Source organism: Pseudomonas fluorescens, assembly GCF_900215245.1.
GTDB classification, from domain to species: Bacteria; Pseudomonadota; Gammaproteobacteria; order Pseudomonadales; family Pseudomonadaceae; genus Aquipseudomonas; species Aquipseudomonas fluorescens.
The window spans coordinates 3,101,888-3,118,660 of the sequence record NZ_LT907842.1 but is presented as its reverse complement, the minus strand read 5'-3'; the positions used below and the strand labels follow the sequence as shown (position 1 = coordinate 3,118,660).

Below are 16,773 nucleotides of genomic sequence, written 5' to 3'. Positions count from 1 at the left end.
GATAACCAGAGGCTTTCGCTTGCCCGGAATAAAGCACCAGGTCGAAATCCGGACTTTTTCAGACGAACGGTACGAATTTGCTCAAGGCACAAAAAAGGCGCCAAAAAGGCGCCTTTTTTCTTGAAAAATGGTCGGGGTAAGGGGATTCGAACTCCTGACATCCTGCTCCCAAAGCAGGCGCGCTACCGGACTGCGCTATACCCCGGAATGCGCAACGGAGAACCGATGCACATTGACATCATGACGAACCGAAACTACTGTTCGCCTCAGACGGCTGCATGTCTACGGCGATATCTAAGTGCTGTAACACTTTCCAAAACCGTAAAACCGCCTCTATCAGAGCTTGAACCTCTGATTCTAAGATTTGAGTCCAGCGCTAACTGGTCTCAAAAATGGTGGGTCGTGTGGGATTCGAACCTACGACCAATTGGTTAAAAGCCAACTGCTCTACCAACTGAGCTAACGACCCAAAAATGGTCGGGGTAAGGGGATTCGAACTCCTGACATCCTGCTCCCAAAGCAGGCGCGCTACCGGACTGCGCTATACCCCGGTTTTGAAATTGGCTCCGTGACCAGGACTCGAACCTGGGACCCAATGATTAACAGTCATTTGCTCTACCGACTGAGCTATCACGGAACTGCATATTTCAAATTTACAACTTTTACTACTTTGTAACCTTCTCTTCGGCTTGTCCGTATCGCTACGTTCATGTCTCTGAGGCGCGCTATTCTACAATCTTAAAACCCCCTGTCAACCCTTTAAATTGCTTTTAAGACAATGATTTGCGCTTCTTTCTGATTTCTCCTTGGGGAGAAGAAACCCGTGGGCTGACGTTGCTGCGGGGCGCACTTTACAAGCCTTTGCCTTACAGTTCAACGCCCTATCGAAAAAAAAGGCCTCGCAATGCGAGGCCGTCTCTAATAACCCTACAGGCTGGGCTTAGTGGAAGACGATTTCGTCGTTTTCCACCGTGGCCGTCACGCGGGTGCCTGGCATGAAGCTGCCCGACAGGATCAACTGTGCCAGTGGGTTTTCGATCCAGCGCTGGATCGCACGTTTAAGTGGCCGTGCGCCATACACCGGGTCGTAACCGACCGCAATCAGCTTGTCCAACGCCTCGCTGCTCAGCTCCAGGTCAAGCTCACGCTCGGCCAGGCGACTACGCAGACGACCCAACTGGATCTCGGTGATACCCGCGATCTGATCCCGCGCCAGAGGCTCGAAGATCACCACTTCATCGACCCGGTTGATAAATTCCGGACGGAAGTGCGAGGTCAGCGCATCCATCACCGCCGCACGCTGGCCTTCACGATCACCCACCAGCTCCTGGATCTGCGCCGAGCCCAGGTTGGAGGTCATCACGATCACTGTGTTGCGAAAGTCCACGGTACGCCCGTGGCTGTCCGTCAGGCGGCCGTCTTCCAACACCTGCAGGAGGATGTTGAACACGTCCGGGTGGGCCTTCTCGACCTCGTCCAGCAGGATCACCGAGTAAGGCTTGCGCCGCACAGCCTCGGTCAGGTAACCGCCCTCCTCGTAGCCCACGTAGCCTGGTGGTGCACCAATCAGGCGAGCCACCGAATGTTTCTCCATGAACTCGGACATATCGATCCGCACCATGGCCTCTTCCGTATCGAAGAGAAACTCGGCCAAGGCTTTGCACAGCTCGGTCTTACCCACGCCGGTTGGGCCGAGGAACATGAACGAGCCGCTTGGACGGTTCGGGTCGGACAAGCCGGCACGGGAACGCCGCACCGCGTTGGACACCGCGACCACCGCCTCTTCCTGCCCGATGACGCGCTGGTGCAGCAGGCTTTCCATCTTCAGTAACTTGTCGCGCTCGCCTTCAAGCATTTTCGACACGGGGATGCCGGTCCACTTGGAGACCACTTCGGCGATTTCTTCCTCGGTCACCTTGCTGCGCAGCAACTGGTTCTCGCTCTTGCCATGCTGATCGACCATCTGCAGGCTGCGCTCCAGATCCGGGATCACCCCGTACTGCAACTCGGCCATGCGGTTCAGGTCGCCTTTACGGCGCGCGGCTTCCAACTCCTGACGGGACTGCTCGATCTTTTGCTGGATCTGTGCAGAACCCTGCACTTCGGCTTTTTCCGACGTCCAGATTTCCTCGAGATCCGAATACTCGCGTTCAAGACGGACGATTTCTTCCTGAAGTTTTTCCAGGCGTTTTTTCGCCGCCTCGTCCTCTTCCTTCTTAAGCGCCTGGGATTCGACTTTCAGTTGAATCAGGCGACGATCCAGGCGGTCGAGCACTTCCGGCTTGGAGTCAATTTCCATACGAATGCGGCTGGCCGCTTCGTCGATAAGGTCGATGGCCTTGTCCGGCAGCTGGCGATCGGTGATATAGCGATGGCTCAACTTGGCCGCCGCAATGATCGCGCCGTCAGTGATCGCCACCTTATGGTGGACCTCATAGCGTTCTTTGAGGCCACGCAGGATGGCGATGGTGTCTTCTTCGCTCGGCTCTTCCACCAGCACTTTCTGGAAGCGACGCTCAAGTGCCGCGTCCTTCTCAATGTATTGGCGGTACTCGTTGAGCGTGGTTGCGCCAACGCAGTGCAACTCGCCCCGCGCCAAGGCCGGCTTGAGCATGTTGCCGGCGTCCATCGAACCTTCGCCTTTACCGGCGCCAACCATGGTGTGCAGTTCGTCGATAAACAGAATGATCTGCCCTTCCTGCTTCGACAGCTCGTTCAGCAAGGATTTCAGGCGTTCTTCGAACTCGCCACGGAACTTGGCACCGGCGATCAACGACCCCATGTCCAGGGACAGCAGGCGCTTGCCTTTCAGGCCATCCGGCACCTCACCATTAATGATGCGCTGGGCCAGGCCCTCGGCAATCGCGGTTTTACCCACGCCGGGTTCGCCGATCAGCACCGGGTTGTTCTTGGTACGACGTTGCAGCACCTGGATGGTGCGACGAATTTCGTCGTCACGGCCGATCACCGGGTCAAGCTTGCCTTCTTCGGCGCGCTTGGTCAGGTCGACGGTGTACTTGTCCAGCGCCTGGCGCGACTCTTCGTGGTTGGGGTCATTCACGGCCTCGCCACCACGCAGGTTGTTGATGGCGTTTTCCAGGGCTTTCTTGCTCACGCCCTGCCCCAGCAACAATTTGCCAAGCTTGCTGTTGTCGTCCATTGCGGCGAGCAGCACCAGTTCGCTGGAGATGAACTGATCACCTTTCTGCTGAGCCAGGCGATCAGCCTGGTTGAGCAGGCGCGCCAAGTCCTGCGACATGTTCACGTCGCCGGTAGGGTTTTGGATTTTCGGCAGTTGGTCGAGCTCTTTGCTCAACTCCTTGCGCAGGCTGTTGATGTCAAAGCCCACCTGCATCAGCAAGGGCTTGATAGAACCACCTTGCTGTTCAAGGAGCGCCTGCATCAAGTGCGCAGGCTCGATGGCCGGGTGGTCAAGGCCCACCGCCAGGGATTGGGAATCCGATAAGGCCAACTGCAATTTGCTGGTTAAACGATCAATACGCATTAGTCACCTTCCTTTTGAGCAGGCCGGAGCTGTAAACACATCCTGAATGAAGAAACCTGCCAGATACCCTTATAGATGGGGTGGATTCTGGAGGATTCAAGCGAGCAATGGTTGATATGGATCAGCAATGACCCGGATCAGGAGAGTCTAGCGTTCAAGCCAGATCAGGGAGGCAAACCGACCGGTGCGAGGGCTGCGCCGGTAAGAAAAGAAGCGCGGATCGGTCACGGTGCAGAGACCGCCACCGTAAACAGCGGTGACACCGCGTGCGGCCAGCCGCAGCCGTGCCAGCTGGTAGATGTCAGCCATGTACTTGCCGGGATTGTGGCTTGGAACAAAGGCTTCGGCAGTGACCGGCAGTGGCTGCATAAAAGCGTCCCGCACTTCCGGGCCGACTTCAAAGGCCTGCGGCCCAATGGCAGGACCCAGCCAGACCAACACTTCGCCAGGTTCGGCCGCCAGGCTTTCGCAGGCGGCTTCAAGCACACCCGCCGCCAAGCCACGCCAACCGGCATGGGCGGCGGCCACACGCGTGCCGGCACGGTTGCAGAACAACGCGGGCAAGCAATCGGCGGTCATGGATGTGCAGGCAATACCCGGCGTGCTGGTCCAACTGCCATCGGCCTCTGCAATGCGCGATGGGTCCGCCTCAACCACAGCGGTCCCGTGGACTTGGCGCAGCCAGGCAGGCTGAATGTGGAATGCGTCGGTCAGGCGGCGACGGTTTTCAAGAACAGCCTCAAGGCTGTCCTCGACATGATCGCCCAGGTTAAGGCTGTCGAACGGCGCCAAGCTGACGCCGCCCGCACGGGTAGTGACGCAGGCTTTGACCTGAGCCGGCGCAGGCCAGTCAGGAATCAGCCAGTCACTCATCCGATAAACGCCTCACGATCCTGCTTGAGCAGCGACAGCAACCAGACCAGATCGTCCGGCAGAGGCGATTCCCAGCTCATCCGCTTACCGCTCGTCGGATGATCCAGTTCCAGGAAGCGTGCGTGCAAGGCCTGGCGCGGGAAGGATTTCAGCGATTCAACCATGGTCACACTGGCAGCCGGCGGAATACGGAAGCGACCACCGTAGGCAGGATCTCCGACCAACGGGAAATTAATGTGCGCCATGTGCACGCGAATCTGGTGCGTGCGACCGGTTTCGAGCTTGACCCGCACGTGAGTGTGGGACCGGAAACGCTCCAGCACACGGTAGTGGCTGACGGCCTGCTTGCCACCTTCCATTACCGCCATACGCTGGCGCTGCTGGCCGTGACGGCCAATGGGGGCGTTGATCTTGCCACCCGCCACCACCACGCCGATCACGATGCACTCGTAGATTCGGCTGACGCTGCGACTCTGCAATTGTGTGACCAGCTGCGTCTGGGCCTGGATCGTCTTGGCCACCACCATCAAGCCGGTGGTGTCCTTATCCAGGCGGTGCACGATGCCGCAGCGCGGGACATTGATAATGTCCGGCACGTGGTGCAACAAGGCATTGAGCAAGGTGCCATCAGCGTGCCCGGCTGCCGGGTGAACCACCAGGCCTGCGGGTTTGTTGATGACCAGGATGTCGTCATCTTCATAGACGATATCCAGCTCGATGTCCTGAGCGACCCATTCTCCCTGGGCTTCCTGCTCGGCAGTCAGCTCAAGAATCGCACCGCCATGGACTATGTCTCGCGGGCGGATAACCGCTCCATCCACAGTCAGGCGGCCGTCTTTGATCCAGGCGGAAAGGCGCGAGCGCGAGTGCTCAGCGAATAATTGTGCGGCGACTTGATCGAGGCGTTGGCCGCCCAATTCGGACGGCACCTCTGCGCGAAGTTCAATTTTATCGGACATGCTCAGACTAGGCGTGGCACAGCCTTTGGTTTCGGCTGCGCGCTTGTGGTTAAATACGGCGTCTTTTGCCCCGATGCTTTCAACGGGGCGCTCATCATAACAGGACGGCCCCGCCCAAGACAGCGGCCGTCATAGGGACGCAAGCCGCCATGCAAGTGAAACACCTGCTGCTGATCGCCATCCTCGCCATGACTGCTGCTTGCTCGTCAACAAAGGAAGTCGTCGACGAAAACCTGAGCGAAGTCGAGCTGTATCAATTAGCTCAAAAAGACTTGGACAATAATAGCTACACCAGCGCCACAGCCAAGCTGAAGGCACTGGAGTCGCGCTATCCGTTCGGGCGCTATGCCGACCAGGCCCAGCTTGAGCTGATCTACGCCAACTACAAGAACGCCGAGCCGGAGGCCGCCAAGTCTGCTGCCGAGCGTTTTATCCGTCTGCACCCGCAACACCCGAACGTGGACTACGCCTACTACATGAAGGGCCTGACCTCGTTCGACCAGGACGTTGGCCTGCTGGCGCGCTTCCTGCCGCTGGACATGACCAAGCGTGACCCGGGTGCTGCACGCGACTCCTACAACGAGTTCGCCCAGCTGACCAGCCGCTTCCCCAACAGCCGCTACGCGCCGGACGCCAAGCAGCGCATGATCTACCTGCGCAACCTGCTGGCCTCCTACGAGATTCACGTTGCCCACTACTACCTGACCCGTCAGGCGTATGTCGCTGCCGCCAACCGTGGCCGCTATGTGGTGGAGAACTTCCAGGAAACCCCATCCGTGGGTGACGGCCTGGCAGTGATGACCGAGGCTTACCAGCGCCTTCACCTGGACGCCCTGGCGGCCACCAGCCTGGAAACCCTGAAGCTCAACTACCCCGACCACCCAAGCCTCAAGGACGGCCAGTTCGTGCCTCAGGTTGCCGAAGTGGACAACCGTTCGTGGCTGAGCAAGTACACCTTGGGCCTCATCGAGTCCCGTCCACCGTTGCCGCCGGGCGAAACCCGCGCCAACCAGGAAGTGATGAAGCAGTACCAGGATGCCAAGGACGCTATTCCTTCGGACCTCAAGCCGCATGACGCAAACGGTGATGTGATCGAAGAAGAAGCACCACAGGCCCTTGGCAACAACCAGGACCGTTCGTGGTTCAGCTACATGACCTTCGGTGTCTTCGACTGACAGGTCGACGCGATACAAAAAGGGAGCCCACTGGGCTCCCTTTTTTGTGGGCAAGCATTATTGCGCTGTGCGCTTTTCACGCGCTTGGCTAAACTGGCGCATTCCCTGTCGAGAAACTGCACACCATGGTTCGTCTACTGTTCTGGATTGCCGTCATTGCTGCCGCGGTATGGTTCTGGCGCAAATTCAAAAGCCCGGCGGCTAAACAGCAACGCCCCGCCGCGCCTGACGCCGCCTTGATGGTGCGCTGTGCCCACTGCGGCGTGCACCTGCCGCAGGATCGCGCACTCAGTTCACGCCAAGCGTGGTACTGCACCCAAGCGCATCTGGAACAAGGGCCAAAGTCTATCCAGCGTTGATCCGACCTGCCGGTGCGTAAGGCGCCGGGTCAATGATCGGTGCGGCCCCCAGCAGCAGGTCAGCGAATAGCTGGCAGGATGCAGGCGCGAGCACCAGCCCGTTGCGGTAATGCCCGCAATTGAGCCAAAGCCCTTTGAAACCCGGAACCTCGCCGATGTAAGGGATACCTTCCGGCGACCCGGGGCGCAAACCGGCCCAATGGCCCACAACCTCGGCGTCCGCCAACGCGGGAATCAATTCCACAGCCGAGGCCTTGAGGCTTTCCAGCGCAGGCTCGGTCGGGGTCTTGTCGAACCCTTCATGTTCCAGCGTACTGCCGATCAGAATGTGCCCGTCACGCCGCGGGATCGCGTAGCGGCCTTTGGCCAGAACCATGCTCGACAAGAAATCCGACGCACACTTGTACAAAATCATTTGGCCTTTGACCGGTTCCACAGGTAACGACAAGCTCAGCTTGCCCAGCAGCTCCCCGCTCCAGGCACCGGCAGCCAGCACCACCTGATCGCCAAGAATCTGCCCGGCGGCCGTGTCCACCCCCACTATGTCGCCACCCTCAAGAACAAACCCATGGACTTCGCACTGCTCATGCAGGGTCACGCCGGGTAGCGCCAATAACGCCGCTTTGAGGGATTTGACCAGCCGCGGATTGCGCACATTGGCCACATCCGCCATGTAGACCGCCTGGGAATAACCACCACCGAGCACCGGCACAGCATCATGGGCGGCAGACACATCCACTTTGCTCAGCGGCCGGCCTTCTCGGGCAGCCCAGGCCAGTGCTTCAGCTTCATCCTCCAGGTCCAGCCAGTACAAGCCCGTGGTATGAACTTCTGGATCAACGCCCGTGGCGGCGAACAAGCGCTGCGCCAGCTGTGGATAAAAATCCTGGGACCAGTGGGCCAGCGCGGTGACTGCCGGGCTGTAGCGCCACGGGTAAAGCGGTGAAACGATGCCGCCGCCCGCCCATGAAGATTCCTGGCCAAGCCCGGAGCGATCCAGCAGTACGACGGCCTGCCCTCGGGTGGCCAGGTTGAATGCCGTCAACAACCCGATGACTCCACCACCGACAATCACCACTTTCTGTTGCTTAGCCATCATTTGATCCAGCCGATAAAAAGGGAAAGGCGCGCCCGGCGCCCAATCATCCAGCACTCTCATCATTGCCCCCAGCACGCCTTGCGCGACATTTCAGGTGCCGCCCCCGGATTGCTGCGCACACCGGAGCTGCTCAGGCTGAATGCACCGCAAGGGTCTCCCGCCATCACTGAGCCGGCGACAGGCGTGGCTACCAGGCTGAATGCCTGAGGGTTTAATGCAGCGCTGATTCTATAGCGATCATTGCCCCCACTGACGTTGCCTGCATCAAGAAAAGTACCGTTACGCGTGTAGAAGCGCTCCAGGTAGTGGACTTGCTCATACAACAACGCAACGATTTCTGCGCGATAGGCTTTTTTTACATGGCCGGTATACCCGGGGTAAGCGATCCCGGCCAGAAACGCGATGATCGCTACAGCGATCAGTAACTCGATCAGGGTGAAACCTTGGCAATCCTTGCCCATTGATACTCTCCTTATTGAAGTTGCCGCCATAAAACCCGACGAAATACTGGGCCTCCCTCCTTGTCTACTTGTGCATACACCGTCTCCAGCACCGTACGCGACTGGCCGCTGAGCCCGACCGCCGTCACACGGTACAACGCGGCGCCTGTTTCAGGCGGTAGACCCACAAGCCCTGCGCCAGGCCCCAACGCTTGAACCCCATACAACCCACCCTTCAGGGCAACCCAGCTCACCGCTGAAACAGGATTCTCCCCGGCACCCACCACCGAAAACGACTCCTGCGGCGGTACACAGCGACTGATCGAGCGGCACAACGGCAGCACCGGACTTGAGCGTCGGATGTCCGACTCACCCAACCGCAAGCCGCTTTCAGCGCTTTGAAAGGATTGATTGCGATGCCAGATGCCGCTGGCAATTTTTTGCTGAGACATGGCGCCTTGCATTGAAGCCAGGCCGATCAGTGACAGGACCAATAGAAATACCAGGCTGATCAATAAAACCATGCCCGTCTGCTGCCGATAAAAGCCGCGATAACTCGACATGGTCGCCCTACCCCACCCGATTACGCAGCGCAGCCACCACGCTGTAGGCCTGATCCTTCACTCGCCCGGTCGGGTCGCGAAGCGTCATCTGAATGCGCACACTGCGTATCAGCGATTCATCAGCCGGGCTGGCGTCATAGCGCACGACTTGAGTGGAGCCGAGTTGGGCCGCTACACCGAAACTGATGTCGAACGCCTGTACATTATCCACCAACACAATCCTGGCCGGCGCTGCAGGCGTACTGACCTTCAACTGCCCCGCCTCAAAGGTGTAGGTGAGCTGGCGTATCGCAAACCGAATCTGACCGGGCGCGGGCAGTGGTGCGCTGCCCGCGTAGGCTTGGGCAGTGCCGGTGCAATCGGAAAGTACCGTCCAGTCAGGCTTGCCGCCCTCACCTGCCACTTCGGCGGTGACCAGCGTCAGTGACCTTGAGCTGCTCGCAGCACTCCAGCCAACGGGTCGATCGAACGCTGGCGGTGCATTATCGATATAGGCCGTCGCCAGGCAGCCAAACATGCCTGCCTGGCGAATATCCTGGACCATCTTGCCCAGCACAAACCGCGCATCATCCTGCAGCAACATGGCCGCCTGCTGGCTGGTGTGGGTGGATCGCGCGCTGATGACGACTTGACTGACCCCAAGTACCAGCACCAACCCGATAGCCAGCGCCAGCAACAGCTCAATCAAGCTGAAACCCCGCGCAAGGCGAATCATTGCGCCACCCCTGGCTCGCTGGCAGCGCGACTGGTGAGGATGAACGTTTCGCGTGCGCCGCCACTGTTCGCCGCCCTGGCGTCGTCCCAACTGATACTGACGGTCACCTTGCTGCCGCTGACCACAACAGACCCTTTTGCGCTCGCTCCAGCAAACCCGAGGATATTGGCTTCGAAATCATGCAGGTCCAGATCACGCACGCTGGAGGTCACTGTACTGGGCGGTGCACCTTCGCTCAGGCCCCATGAGTAATCAGCACCCGAATTGGCACGGACCCGGTCCAGCATGTCGTAGGCAATGAAACTGGCCTGGCTGATCATCCTGGAGCTGTCAGTGTGCTTGAGTGCATTGAGCTGGATCACTGCGGCGCCGAGCAGGCCAACCGCAAGAATCAGCACCGCCACCAGCACCTCGATCAGCGTGATACCGGATTGGTGCCTGGGCAAAACGGGGGCAGCGTGGGTGTTCGGGCGAACAAGCATTACCGTCGTCTTCCCTGTCGAAGGCTGAAAAAAGCAGTAAAAACCTGCTGTGCAGCCCAAGACTAGCGCCGGTTTTTGGCTGGCGCTGCTCTCGGAACAAAGGGAAATACTTTGGACATGAATGCCATCATTCAGCGCGAAGAGCCGGGGGCTATACCTATGCCTGCCGACTGAAAGACTGAACACGTCCACGGAGGGACGACCTATGAGACAACACGGCTTCACGCTGATCGAACTGCTGCTCGGCCTGGTGCTGAGCGGCATCCTGGCAAACCTCGCCGTACCCGGCTTCAGGGGGTTTCTTGCATCGCAGCAGCGACAAACGGCTGTCAACGCCCTGGCAGCCGGGTTGCGTTATGCACGCACCGAGGCCATTACCCGCAATCGTGCGGTGGTCATTCATGCCAAGGATGAGAACTGGAGCCTGGGATGGCGAGTGATTCTGGACGCAAGCGGGCGCGGCATCCTGGACGACACCAACCCGGTGCTGCTGGAACGGCAGGACAGCGGGACAATACCGATCGTCGGCAATGGGCCGGTCAAGAGCCAGGTACGCTTCAGCGGGCTGGGCGAACCGGTGTTTTCAGCAGGCGGCTTTCGCGCTGGCACGGTGCACGTATGCGACGCGGACCAGGGGCAAAGCCTGTTTCAGTTGGTACTTGCCCCCAGTGGGCGCATCAGCCTGCGCAGTGAACCCACTGAGCAGGCAGTGTGCCGAAATCATTCGGGCGACCTGGCATTCAAAGCAGCGAGCGGACTCGCAGCTCTTTGGGCATGGAGAACGTGATGTTCTCTTCACGACCGGCCAACTCATCGGCGCCGGTGGCACCCCAGGCCTGCAACTGCTGGATCACGCCACGCACCAGGACTTCAGGCGCCGAGGCGCCCGCCGTGATGCCGATACGCTCAACACCGTCGAACCAGCTGCGCTGCATGTCTTCAGCACCGTCGATCAGGTATGCCGGTGTCGCCATGCGCTCAGCCAGTTCGCGCAAGCGGTTGGAGTTGGAGCTGTTAGGGCTGCCGACCACCAGCACTACATCGCACTCATCGGCCAGTTGCTTGACCGCGTCTTGACGGTTTTGCGTGGCGTAGCAGATGTCGTCCTTACGCGGGCCGCCGATGGCCGGGAATCGCGTGCGCAGGGCATCGATCACTCGGCTGGTGTCGTCCATCGACAAGGTGGTTTGCGTCACAAAGGCCAGCCGCTCGGGGTTTTGCACCTGCAAGTTGGCGACGTCCTTTTCATCTTCCACGAGGTAGATGGCACCGCCCGTGCTGGAGTCGTACTGGCCCATGGTGCCTTCGACTTCCGGGTGGCCAGCGTGGCCAATCAGGATGCATTCACGACCGTCACGGCTGTAACGCGCCACTTCGATATGCACCTTGGTCACCAGCGGGCAGGTAGCGTCGAATACTTTCAGGCCACGGCCGGCCGCTTCGGTACGTACCGCCTGGGACACACCATGGGCGCTGAAGATGACGATAACGTCGTCCGGCACTTGGTCGAGTTCTTCGACAAAGATAGCGCCGCGTGCTCGCAGGTCTTCGACCACGAATTTGTTGTGGACGACTTCATGGCGCACATAAATCGGCGGGCCGAAGACTTCCAGGGCGCGATTAACGATTTCGATCGCCCGGTCCACGCCCGCGCAGAAGCCACGGGGATTGGCGAGTTTGATTTGCATGCTGTGCCTCGTGTCTTGCAGGGCAAGAAATTGGATCAACGCAACTCTGTAAGAGTAAGCCTCTGTGGAAGCCGGGTTAGCCCGCGATACAGACGACTCGGTGTATCAGGTACTCCGAGGTGGTGCTATCGCAGGCAAGCCAGCGCCCACAGGAACCGGTTTAGTCGATCAGAGCGCTTTAACGTCGATGATTTCGACGTCAAACGTCAAGGTTTTACCGGCCAACGGGTGGTTGAAGTCGATGGTCACTTGCGTGTCATCGAAGGTTTTCACCACGCCGGGCAGCTCGGTATTCGCCGCGTCGTTGAAGATCACCAGCAGACCTTCCGACAGGTCCATGTCCTGGAACTGCGAACGCGGGATGATCTGCACGTTTTGCGGGTTGGGCTGGCCAAAGGCGTTTTCCGGCAGGATCTGCAGGGTGCGCTTGTCGCCAGCCTTGAAACCGAACAGCGCGGCTTCAAAACCCGGCAGCAGGTTGCCATCACCGACCTTGAAGGTCGCCGGGGCTTTGTCGAACGTACTGTCGACCGTGTCGCCATTCTCCAGGCGCAATGCGAAATGCAAAGTGACTTCCGTGTTCTGGCCGATGCGTTGCTCAGCCAATACCTGATCAGTCATTGACGGTCTCTCCGGTTTTCTTACTTTTGAACATGTCCAACGCCAGCATGATTGCACCGACGGTGATGGCGCTGTCGGCAAAGTTGAACGCCGGGAAATACCAGCGGTTCTGCCAATGCACCAGGATAAAGTCGATTACATGGCCCAGGGCAATGCGGTCGTACAGGTTGCCCAGCGCGCCGCCCAGCACCAACGCCAGGGCAATCGCCAGCCAGGTGTCATCACGGCCCAGACGCTTGAGCCAGACCACCAGCACCGCACTGACCACCACGGCGATCAGCGCGAACAGCCAGCGCTGCCAGCCGGAGCTGTCAGCAAGAAAGCTGAAGGCAGCGCCGGTGTTGTAGGCCAGGGTCCAGCTGAAGTAGTCAGGAATGACCACAATCTGCTGGTACATCTGTAAGGCACCTTCGAAGTGAGCCTTGCTGAGCTGGTCAATGACCAGCACCAGCACGCTCAGTACGAGCCAGCCCAGACGTCCGAAACGGCTGGAAGCGTTAGGCATAGTGGCGAACCTCGCCATCACCCGAAATGTTATCGACACAGCGACCGCAGATTTCCGGATGCTCAGGGTTCACGCCCACGTCTTCACGGCAGTGCCAGCAACGGGCGCACTTCGGGAAGGCCGACTTGACGACTTTGAGCTTGAGGCCCGGTACTTCGGTGGCCACCGCGTCCGCAGGTGCCTGGGCAAACGGTGCCAGGCTGGCGGTGGAGGTGATCAGCACGAAGCGCAGTTCGTTGCTCAGCTTGGCCAGGTCGGCGGTCAGGCCGTCCTCGGCAAACAGGGTGACTTCGGCTTGCAGGTTGCCACCGACGGCCTTGGCCGCACGCTGAACTTCCAGCTCCTTGTTCACCGCAACTTTGACGGCCATCACGCCTTCCCAGTACTCGCGGCCCAGTTCGAAGTCGGCCGGCAGTTCGGTCAAACCTTCGTACCAGGTGTTGAGCATCACCGACTCGTTACGCTCGCCCGGCAGGTATTCCCACAGCTCGTCGGCGGTGAAGGCCAGGATCGGTGCGATCCAGCGCACCAGCGCTTCAGAGATGTGATACAGCGCGGTCTGCGCCGATCGGCGCGCCTTGCTGTTGGCGCCGGTGGTGTATTGGCGGTCCTTGATGATGTCGAGGTAGAAACCACCCAGCTCCTGCACGCAGAAGTTGTGGATCTTGGAGTACACGTTCCAGAAACGGTATTCACCGTAGTGCTCCTGCAACTCGCGTTGCAGCAACAGGGTACGGTCCACAGCCCAACGGTCCAGGGCAAGCATGTCCTCGGCCGGCAGGATGTCGGTGGCCGGGTTGAAACCGGTCAGGTTCGACAGCAGGAAGCGTGCGGTATTACGGATACGGCGGTAGGCATCGGCGCTACGGGCCAGGATCTGGTCCGACACGGCGATTTCGCCCGAGTAATCGGTCGAGGCCACCCACAGACGCATGATGTCGGCGCCCAGGGTGTCATTGATCTTCTTCGGCTCGATCACGTTCTTCAGCGACTTGGACATCTTGCGGCCCGTTTCGTCGACGGTGAAGCCGTGGGTCAGCAGTTCGCGGTACGGCGCGTGATTGTCGATGGCGCAACCGGTCAGCAGCGACGAGTGGAACCAGCCACGGTGTTGGTCCGAGCCTTCCAGGTAGAGGTCGGCGCGCGGGCCGGTCTCATGGCCCATCGGGTGCGAACCACGCAGCACGTGCCAGTGGGTGGTGCCCGAGTCGAACCACACGTCGAGGGTGTCGCTGATCTTGTCGTACAGCGGCGCTTCGTCGCCCAGCAGCTCGGCGGCGTCCAGCTTGAACCAGGCTTCGATGCCTTCCTGTTCAACGCGCAAGGCCACGGCTTCCATCAGCTCGACGGTGCGTGGGTGCAGCTCGCCGCTTTCCTTGTTCAGGAAGAACGGGATCGGTACGCCCCAGTTACGCTGGCGGGAGATGCACCAGTCCGGACGATTGGCGATCATCGAGTGCAGGCGCGCCTGGCCCCAGGCCGGGACAAACTTGGTGTCTTCGATGGCTTTGAGCGAGCGCACACGCAGGGTGTCGCCGCTGGTCGGCTCTTTGTCCATGCCGATAAACCACTGCGCGGTGGCGCGGTAGATCAGCGGGGTTTTGTGGCGCCAGCAGTGCATGTAGCTGTGCTTGATGGTTTCGGTGTGCAGCAGCGCACCGACTTCACGCAGTTTGTCGATGATCGGCTCGTTAGCCTTGAAGATGAACTGGCCGCCGAAGAACTCCAGCGATGGCGCGTACACACCATTGCTCTGCACCGGGTTGAGGATGTCATCGTTGACCATACCGTAGGCTTTGCAGGTCACGAAGTCGTCAACGCCGTAGGCCGGTGCGGAGTGAACCACACCCGTACCCGAACCCAGTTCGACGTAGTCAGCCAGGTAAACCGGCGACAGGCGGTCATAGAACGGGTGACGGAAGTTGATCAGTTCCAGCGCGGAGCCGGTGGTGGTGGCGATCACCGAACCTTGCAGTTCGTAGCGCGCCAGGCAGGCCTCGACCATTTCCTCGGCCAGCACCAGCAGGCGATCACCGACGTCCACCAGGGCGTAGGTGAATTCCGGGTGCACGTTCAGCGCCTGGTTGGCCGGGATGGTCCACGGGGTGGTGGTCCAGATCACGATGGCCGCCGGTTTGCTCAGGCTTGCCAGGCCAAAGGCCTCGGCCAGCTTGGCGTCGTCGGCGATCGGGAAGGCCACGTCGATGGTCGAGGACTTCTTGTCTTCGTATTCGACTTCCGCCTCAGCCAGGGCCGAACCGCAGTCGAAGCACCAGTTCACGGGCTTGAGGCCCTTGAACACAAAACCGCCTTTGACGATTTCAGCCAAGGCACGGATTTCACCGGCCTCGTTCTTGAAGTTCATGGTCTTGTACGGGTTGTCCCACTCACCCAGCACGCCCAGGCGGATGAATTCGGACTTCTGCCCTTCGATCTGCTCAGTGGCGTAGGCACGGCACAGTTCGCGGGTTTTATCCGCGCCCAGGTTTTTGCCGTAGGTCACTTCGACTTTGTGTTCGATCGGCAGGCCATGGCAGTCCCAGCCCGGGACATACGGCGCGTCAAAACCCGACAGGGTTTTCGAGCGCAGGATCATGTCCTTGAGAATTTTGTTCAGCGCATGACCGATGTGAATCGTGCCGTTGGCATAAGGAGGGCCGTCGTGCAGGACGAACTTCGGACGATCCTTGCCAATTTCGCGCAACTTTCCGTACAGGCCAATACTGTCCCAGCGCTGCAGGATCTGCGGTTCGCGCTGTGGCAGGCCGGCCTTCATTGGGAAGGCGGTGTCCGGAAGGTTTAGCGTGGCTTTATAGTCGGTCATTTAAGGCTCTTCGGTTAGCGATGGGCGCTAGGTGCGGCTAGTGCACGGGCGGCGGCGACATCCGCATTGATCGCCGTTTTCAACGCCTCAAGGGAGGCGAAACGCTGCTCTTCACGCAGCTTCTGGTGGAAAACCACCGTCAAACGCCGGTCATACAAATCACCGGCAAAATCCAAAAGGTGAACTTCCAGGTGGGCCTTGCCATCACCTGCAACCGTGGGCCTGACGCCTATATTGGCGACTCCCGGCCACGATTGACCATCGATGTCGACGCTCACCAGGTAAACCCCGGTGAGTGGCACACGACGGCGCTTGAGTTGCACGTTGGCGGTTGGCGTGCCCAGTTGGCGCGCCAGCTTCTGGCCGTGCAGTACCCGCCCGGCAATGCGGAACGGGCGACCGAGCAAACGCTCGGCCAAGGCGAAGTCGGCAGCGGCCAAGGCGTTACGCACCTGGGTACTGCTCACGCGCAGGCCGTCCAGTTCGACGGTTTGCGCGGCTTCGACGGTAAAACCTTGATTAACGCCGGCGTGTTGCAGGAAGTCGAAATCCCCGACGCGGTCGCAACCGAAACGGAAGTCGTCGCCGACCTCCAGGTGCTGTACGCCCAGGCCATCCACCAGAATACGGTCAACGAACTCGGCAGCGCTGAGGCTTTGCAAGCGCTGGTTGAAGGCCAGGCAAAGGACCCGGTCCACGCCCTCTTCAGCCAGCAGTTGCAGCTTGTCGCGCAGACGGGCCAAACGTGCCGGCGCCGTTTCGGGGGTAAAGAATTCCCGCGGCTGTGGTTCAAAAATCACCACGCAGCTGGGCACGCCCAACTCGACCGCTCGCTCGCGCAGCCGGGCCAGGATAGCCTGGTGGCCACGGTGAACACCGTCAAAGTTGCCAATAGTGGCGACGCAGCCCCGATGCTGGGGGCGCAGGTTGTGGAGACCTCGAACCAGCTGCATAACGCGCTTCTT

16 protein-coding genes and 4 tRNA genes are annotated in these 16,773 nt (G+C 59.8%); 3 read left to right on the top strand and 17 right to left on the bottom strand.

Going from position 1 to position 16,773, the window contains the following annotated elements:
• Positions 1–128 precede the first annotated feature (128 nt).
• The 7 genes from CPH89_RS14385 to rluD all read right to left on the bottom strand — a co-directional run bounded on the left by CPH89_RS14385 (position 129) and on the right by rluD (position 5,337).
• Positions 129–205, bottom strand: a tRNA-Pro gene (locus tag CPH89_RS14385).
• A 188-nt stretch (positions 206–393) separates the two neighbouring features.
• A tRNA-Lys gene (locus tag CPH89_RS14380) sits at positions 394–469 on the bottom strand.
• Positions 470–474: 5 nt separating this feature from the next.
• Positions 475–551: transfer RNA gene (locus CPH89_RS14375), tRNA-Pro, on the bottom strand.
• A 10-nt stretch (positions 552–561) separates the two neighbouring features.
• Positions 562–637: transfer RNA gene (locus CPH89_RS14370), tRNA-Asn, on the bottom strand.
• 303 nt (positions 638–940) lie between these two features.
• Positions 941–3,505: an ATP-dependent chaperone ClpB gene (gene clpB / locus CPH89_RS14365; protein ID WP_053254304.1), complete on the bottom strand. Its 2,565-nt coding sequence runs from the start codon at positions 3,503–3,505 to the stop codon at positions 941–943.
• 147 nt (positions 3,506–3,652) lie between these two features.
• Entirely contained in the window at positions 3,653–4,378 is a 726-nt protein-coding gene (gene pgeF / locus CPH89_RS14360; protein ID WP_053254303.1) for a peptidoglycan editing factor PgeF, read from the bottom strand.
• Positions 4,375–5,337, bottom strand: a complete 963-nt coding sequence (rluD, locus tag CPH89_RS14355; RefSeq protein WP_053254302.1) for a 23S rRNA pseudouridine(1911/1915/1917) synthase RluD — start codon at positions 5,335–5,337, stop codon at positions 4,375–4,377. Before rluD ends, pgeF begins: the two co-directional genes overlap by 4 nt.
• Before the next feature lie 149 nt (positions 5,338–5,486).
• On the opposite strand from rluD, the gene CPH89_RS14350 reads away from it, so the two are divergent.
• Together CPH89_RS14350 and CPH89_RS14345 are read left to right on the top strand one after the other, a co-directional pair.
• Complete coding sequence (locus CPH89_RS14350; RefSeq protein WP_053254301.1) at positions 5,487–6,512, top strand: outer membrane protein assembly factor BamD; 1,026 nt, start codon at positions 5,487–5,489, stop codon at positions 6,510–6,512.
• Between the two features lie 125 nt (positions 6,513–6,637).
• Positions 6,638–6,871: a PP0621 family protein gene (locus tag CPH89_RS14345; protein ID WP_053254300.1), complete on the top strand. Its 234-nt coding sequence runs from the start codon at positions 6,638–6,640 to the stop codon at positions 6,869–6,871.
• On the opposite strand, the gene thiO is transcribed toward CPH89_RS14345, so the two are convergent.
• The 5 genes from thiO to pilV form a co-directional block, all read right to left on the bottom strand.
• The gene (thiO, locus tag CPH89_RS14340) at positions 6,858–7,967 is read right to left on the bottom strand and encodes a glycine oxidase ThiO (RefSeq protein WP_053255337.1); all 1,110 of its coding nucleotides are present in this window, start codon (positions 7,965–7,967) and stop codon (positions 6,858–6,860) included. The two genes, CPH89_RS14345 and thiO, sit on opposite strands and share 14 nt — an antisense overlap.
• A gap of 62 nt (positions 7,968–8,029) precedes the next feature.
• A complete protein-coding gene (locus CPH89_RS14335) occupies positions 8,030–8,431 on the bottom strand; it encodes a type IV pilin protein (protein WP_053254299.1) in 402 nt (133 codons plus the stop codon).
• An 11-nt stretch (positions 8,432–8,442) separates the two neighbouring features.
• Positions 8,443–8,973, bottom strand: coding sequence for a pilus assembly PilX family protein (locus tag CPH89_RS14330; protein WP_053254298.1), 531 nt, complete (start codon positions 8,971–8,973; stop codon positions 8,443–8,445).
• Between the two features lie 7 nt (positions 8,974–8,980).
• Positions 8,981–9,688, bottom strand: coding sequence for a PilW family protein (locus tag CPH89_RS14325; RefSeq protein WP_053254297.1), 708 nt, complete (start codon positions 9,686–9,688; stop codon positions 8,981–8,983).
• On the bottom strand, positions 9,685–10,170 hold the full coding sequence (pilV, locus tag CPH89_RS14320) for a type IV pilus modification protein PilV (protein WP_053254296.1): 486 nt from the start codon (positions 10,168–10,170) through the stop codon (positions 9,685–9,687). Before pilV ends, CPH89_RS14325 begins: the two co-directional genes overlap by 4 nt.
• A 205-nt stretch (positions 10,171–10,375) precedes the next feature.
• Between pilV and CPH89_RS14315 the strand changes: the two genes are divergently transcribed.
• Complete coding sequence (locus tag CPH89_RS14315; RefSeq protein ID WP_053254295.1) at positions 10,376–10,957, top strand: GspH/FimT family pseudopilin; 582 nt, start codon at positions 10,376–10,378, stop codon at positions 10,955–10,957.
• Here the strand turns inward: CPH89_RS14315 and ispH are convergent.
• The 5 genes from ispH to ribF form a co-directional block, all read right to left on the bottom strand.
• Positions 10,911–11,858, bottom strand: a complete 948-nt coding sequence (ispH, locus tag CPH89_RS14310) for a 4-hydroxy-3-methylbut-2-enyl diphosphate reductase (protein WP_053254294.1) — start codon at positions 11,856–11,858, stop codon at positions 10,911–10,913. The genes CPH89_RS14315 and ispH overlap by 47 nt on opposite strands.
• 168 nt (positions 11,859–12,026) lie before the next feature.
• The gene (gene fkpB, locus CPH89_RS14305) at positions 12,027–12,464 is read right to left on the bottom strand and encodes an FKBP-type peptidyl-prolyl cis-trans isomerase (RefSeq protein ID WP_169875912.1); all 438 of its coding nucleotides are present in this window, start codon (positions 12,462–12,464) and stop codon (positions 12,027–12,029) included.
• Between the two features lie 7 nt (positions 12,465–12,471).
• Positions 12,472–12,984: a signal peptidase II gene (gene lspA, locus CPH89_RS14300; RefSeq protein WP_053254292.1), complete on the bottom strand. Its 513-nt coding sequence runs from the start codon at positions 12,982–12,984 to the stop codon at positions 12,472–12,474.
• Positions 12,977–15,808, bottom strand: coding sequence for an isoleucine--tRNA ligase (gene ileS / locus CPH89_RS14295; protein ID WP_053254291.1), 2,832 nt, complete (start codon positions 15,806–15,808; stop codon positions 12,977–12,979). Before ileS ends, lspA begins: the two co-directional genes overlap by 8 nt.
• Before the next feature lie 14 nt (positions 15,809–15,822).
• The gene (gene ribF / locus CPH89_RS14290) at positions 15,823–16,761 is read right to left on the bottom strand and encodes a bifunctional riboflavin kinase/FAD synthetase (RefSeq protein WP_053254290.1); all 939 of its coding nucleotides are present in this window, start codon (positions 16,759–16,761) and stop codon (positions 15,823–15,825) included.
• Positions 16,762–16,773 lie beyond the last annotated feature (12 nt).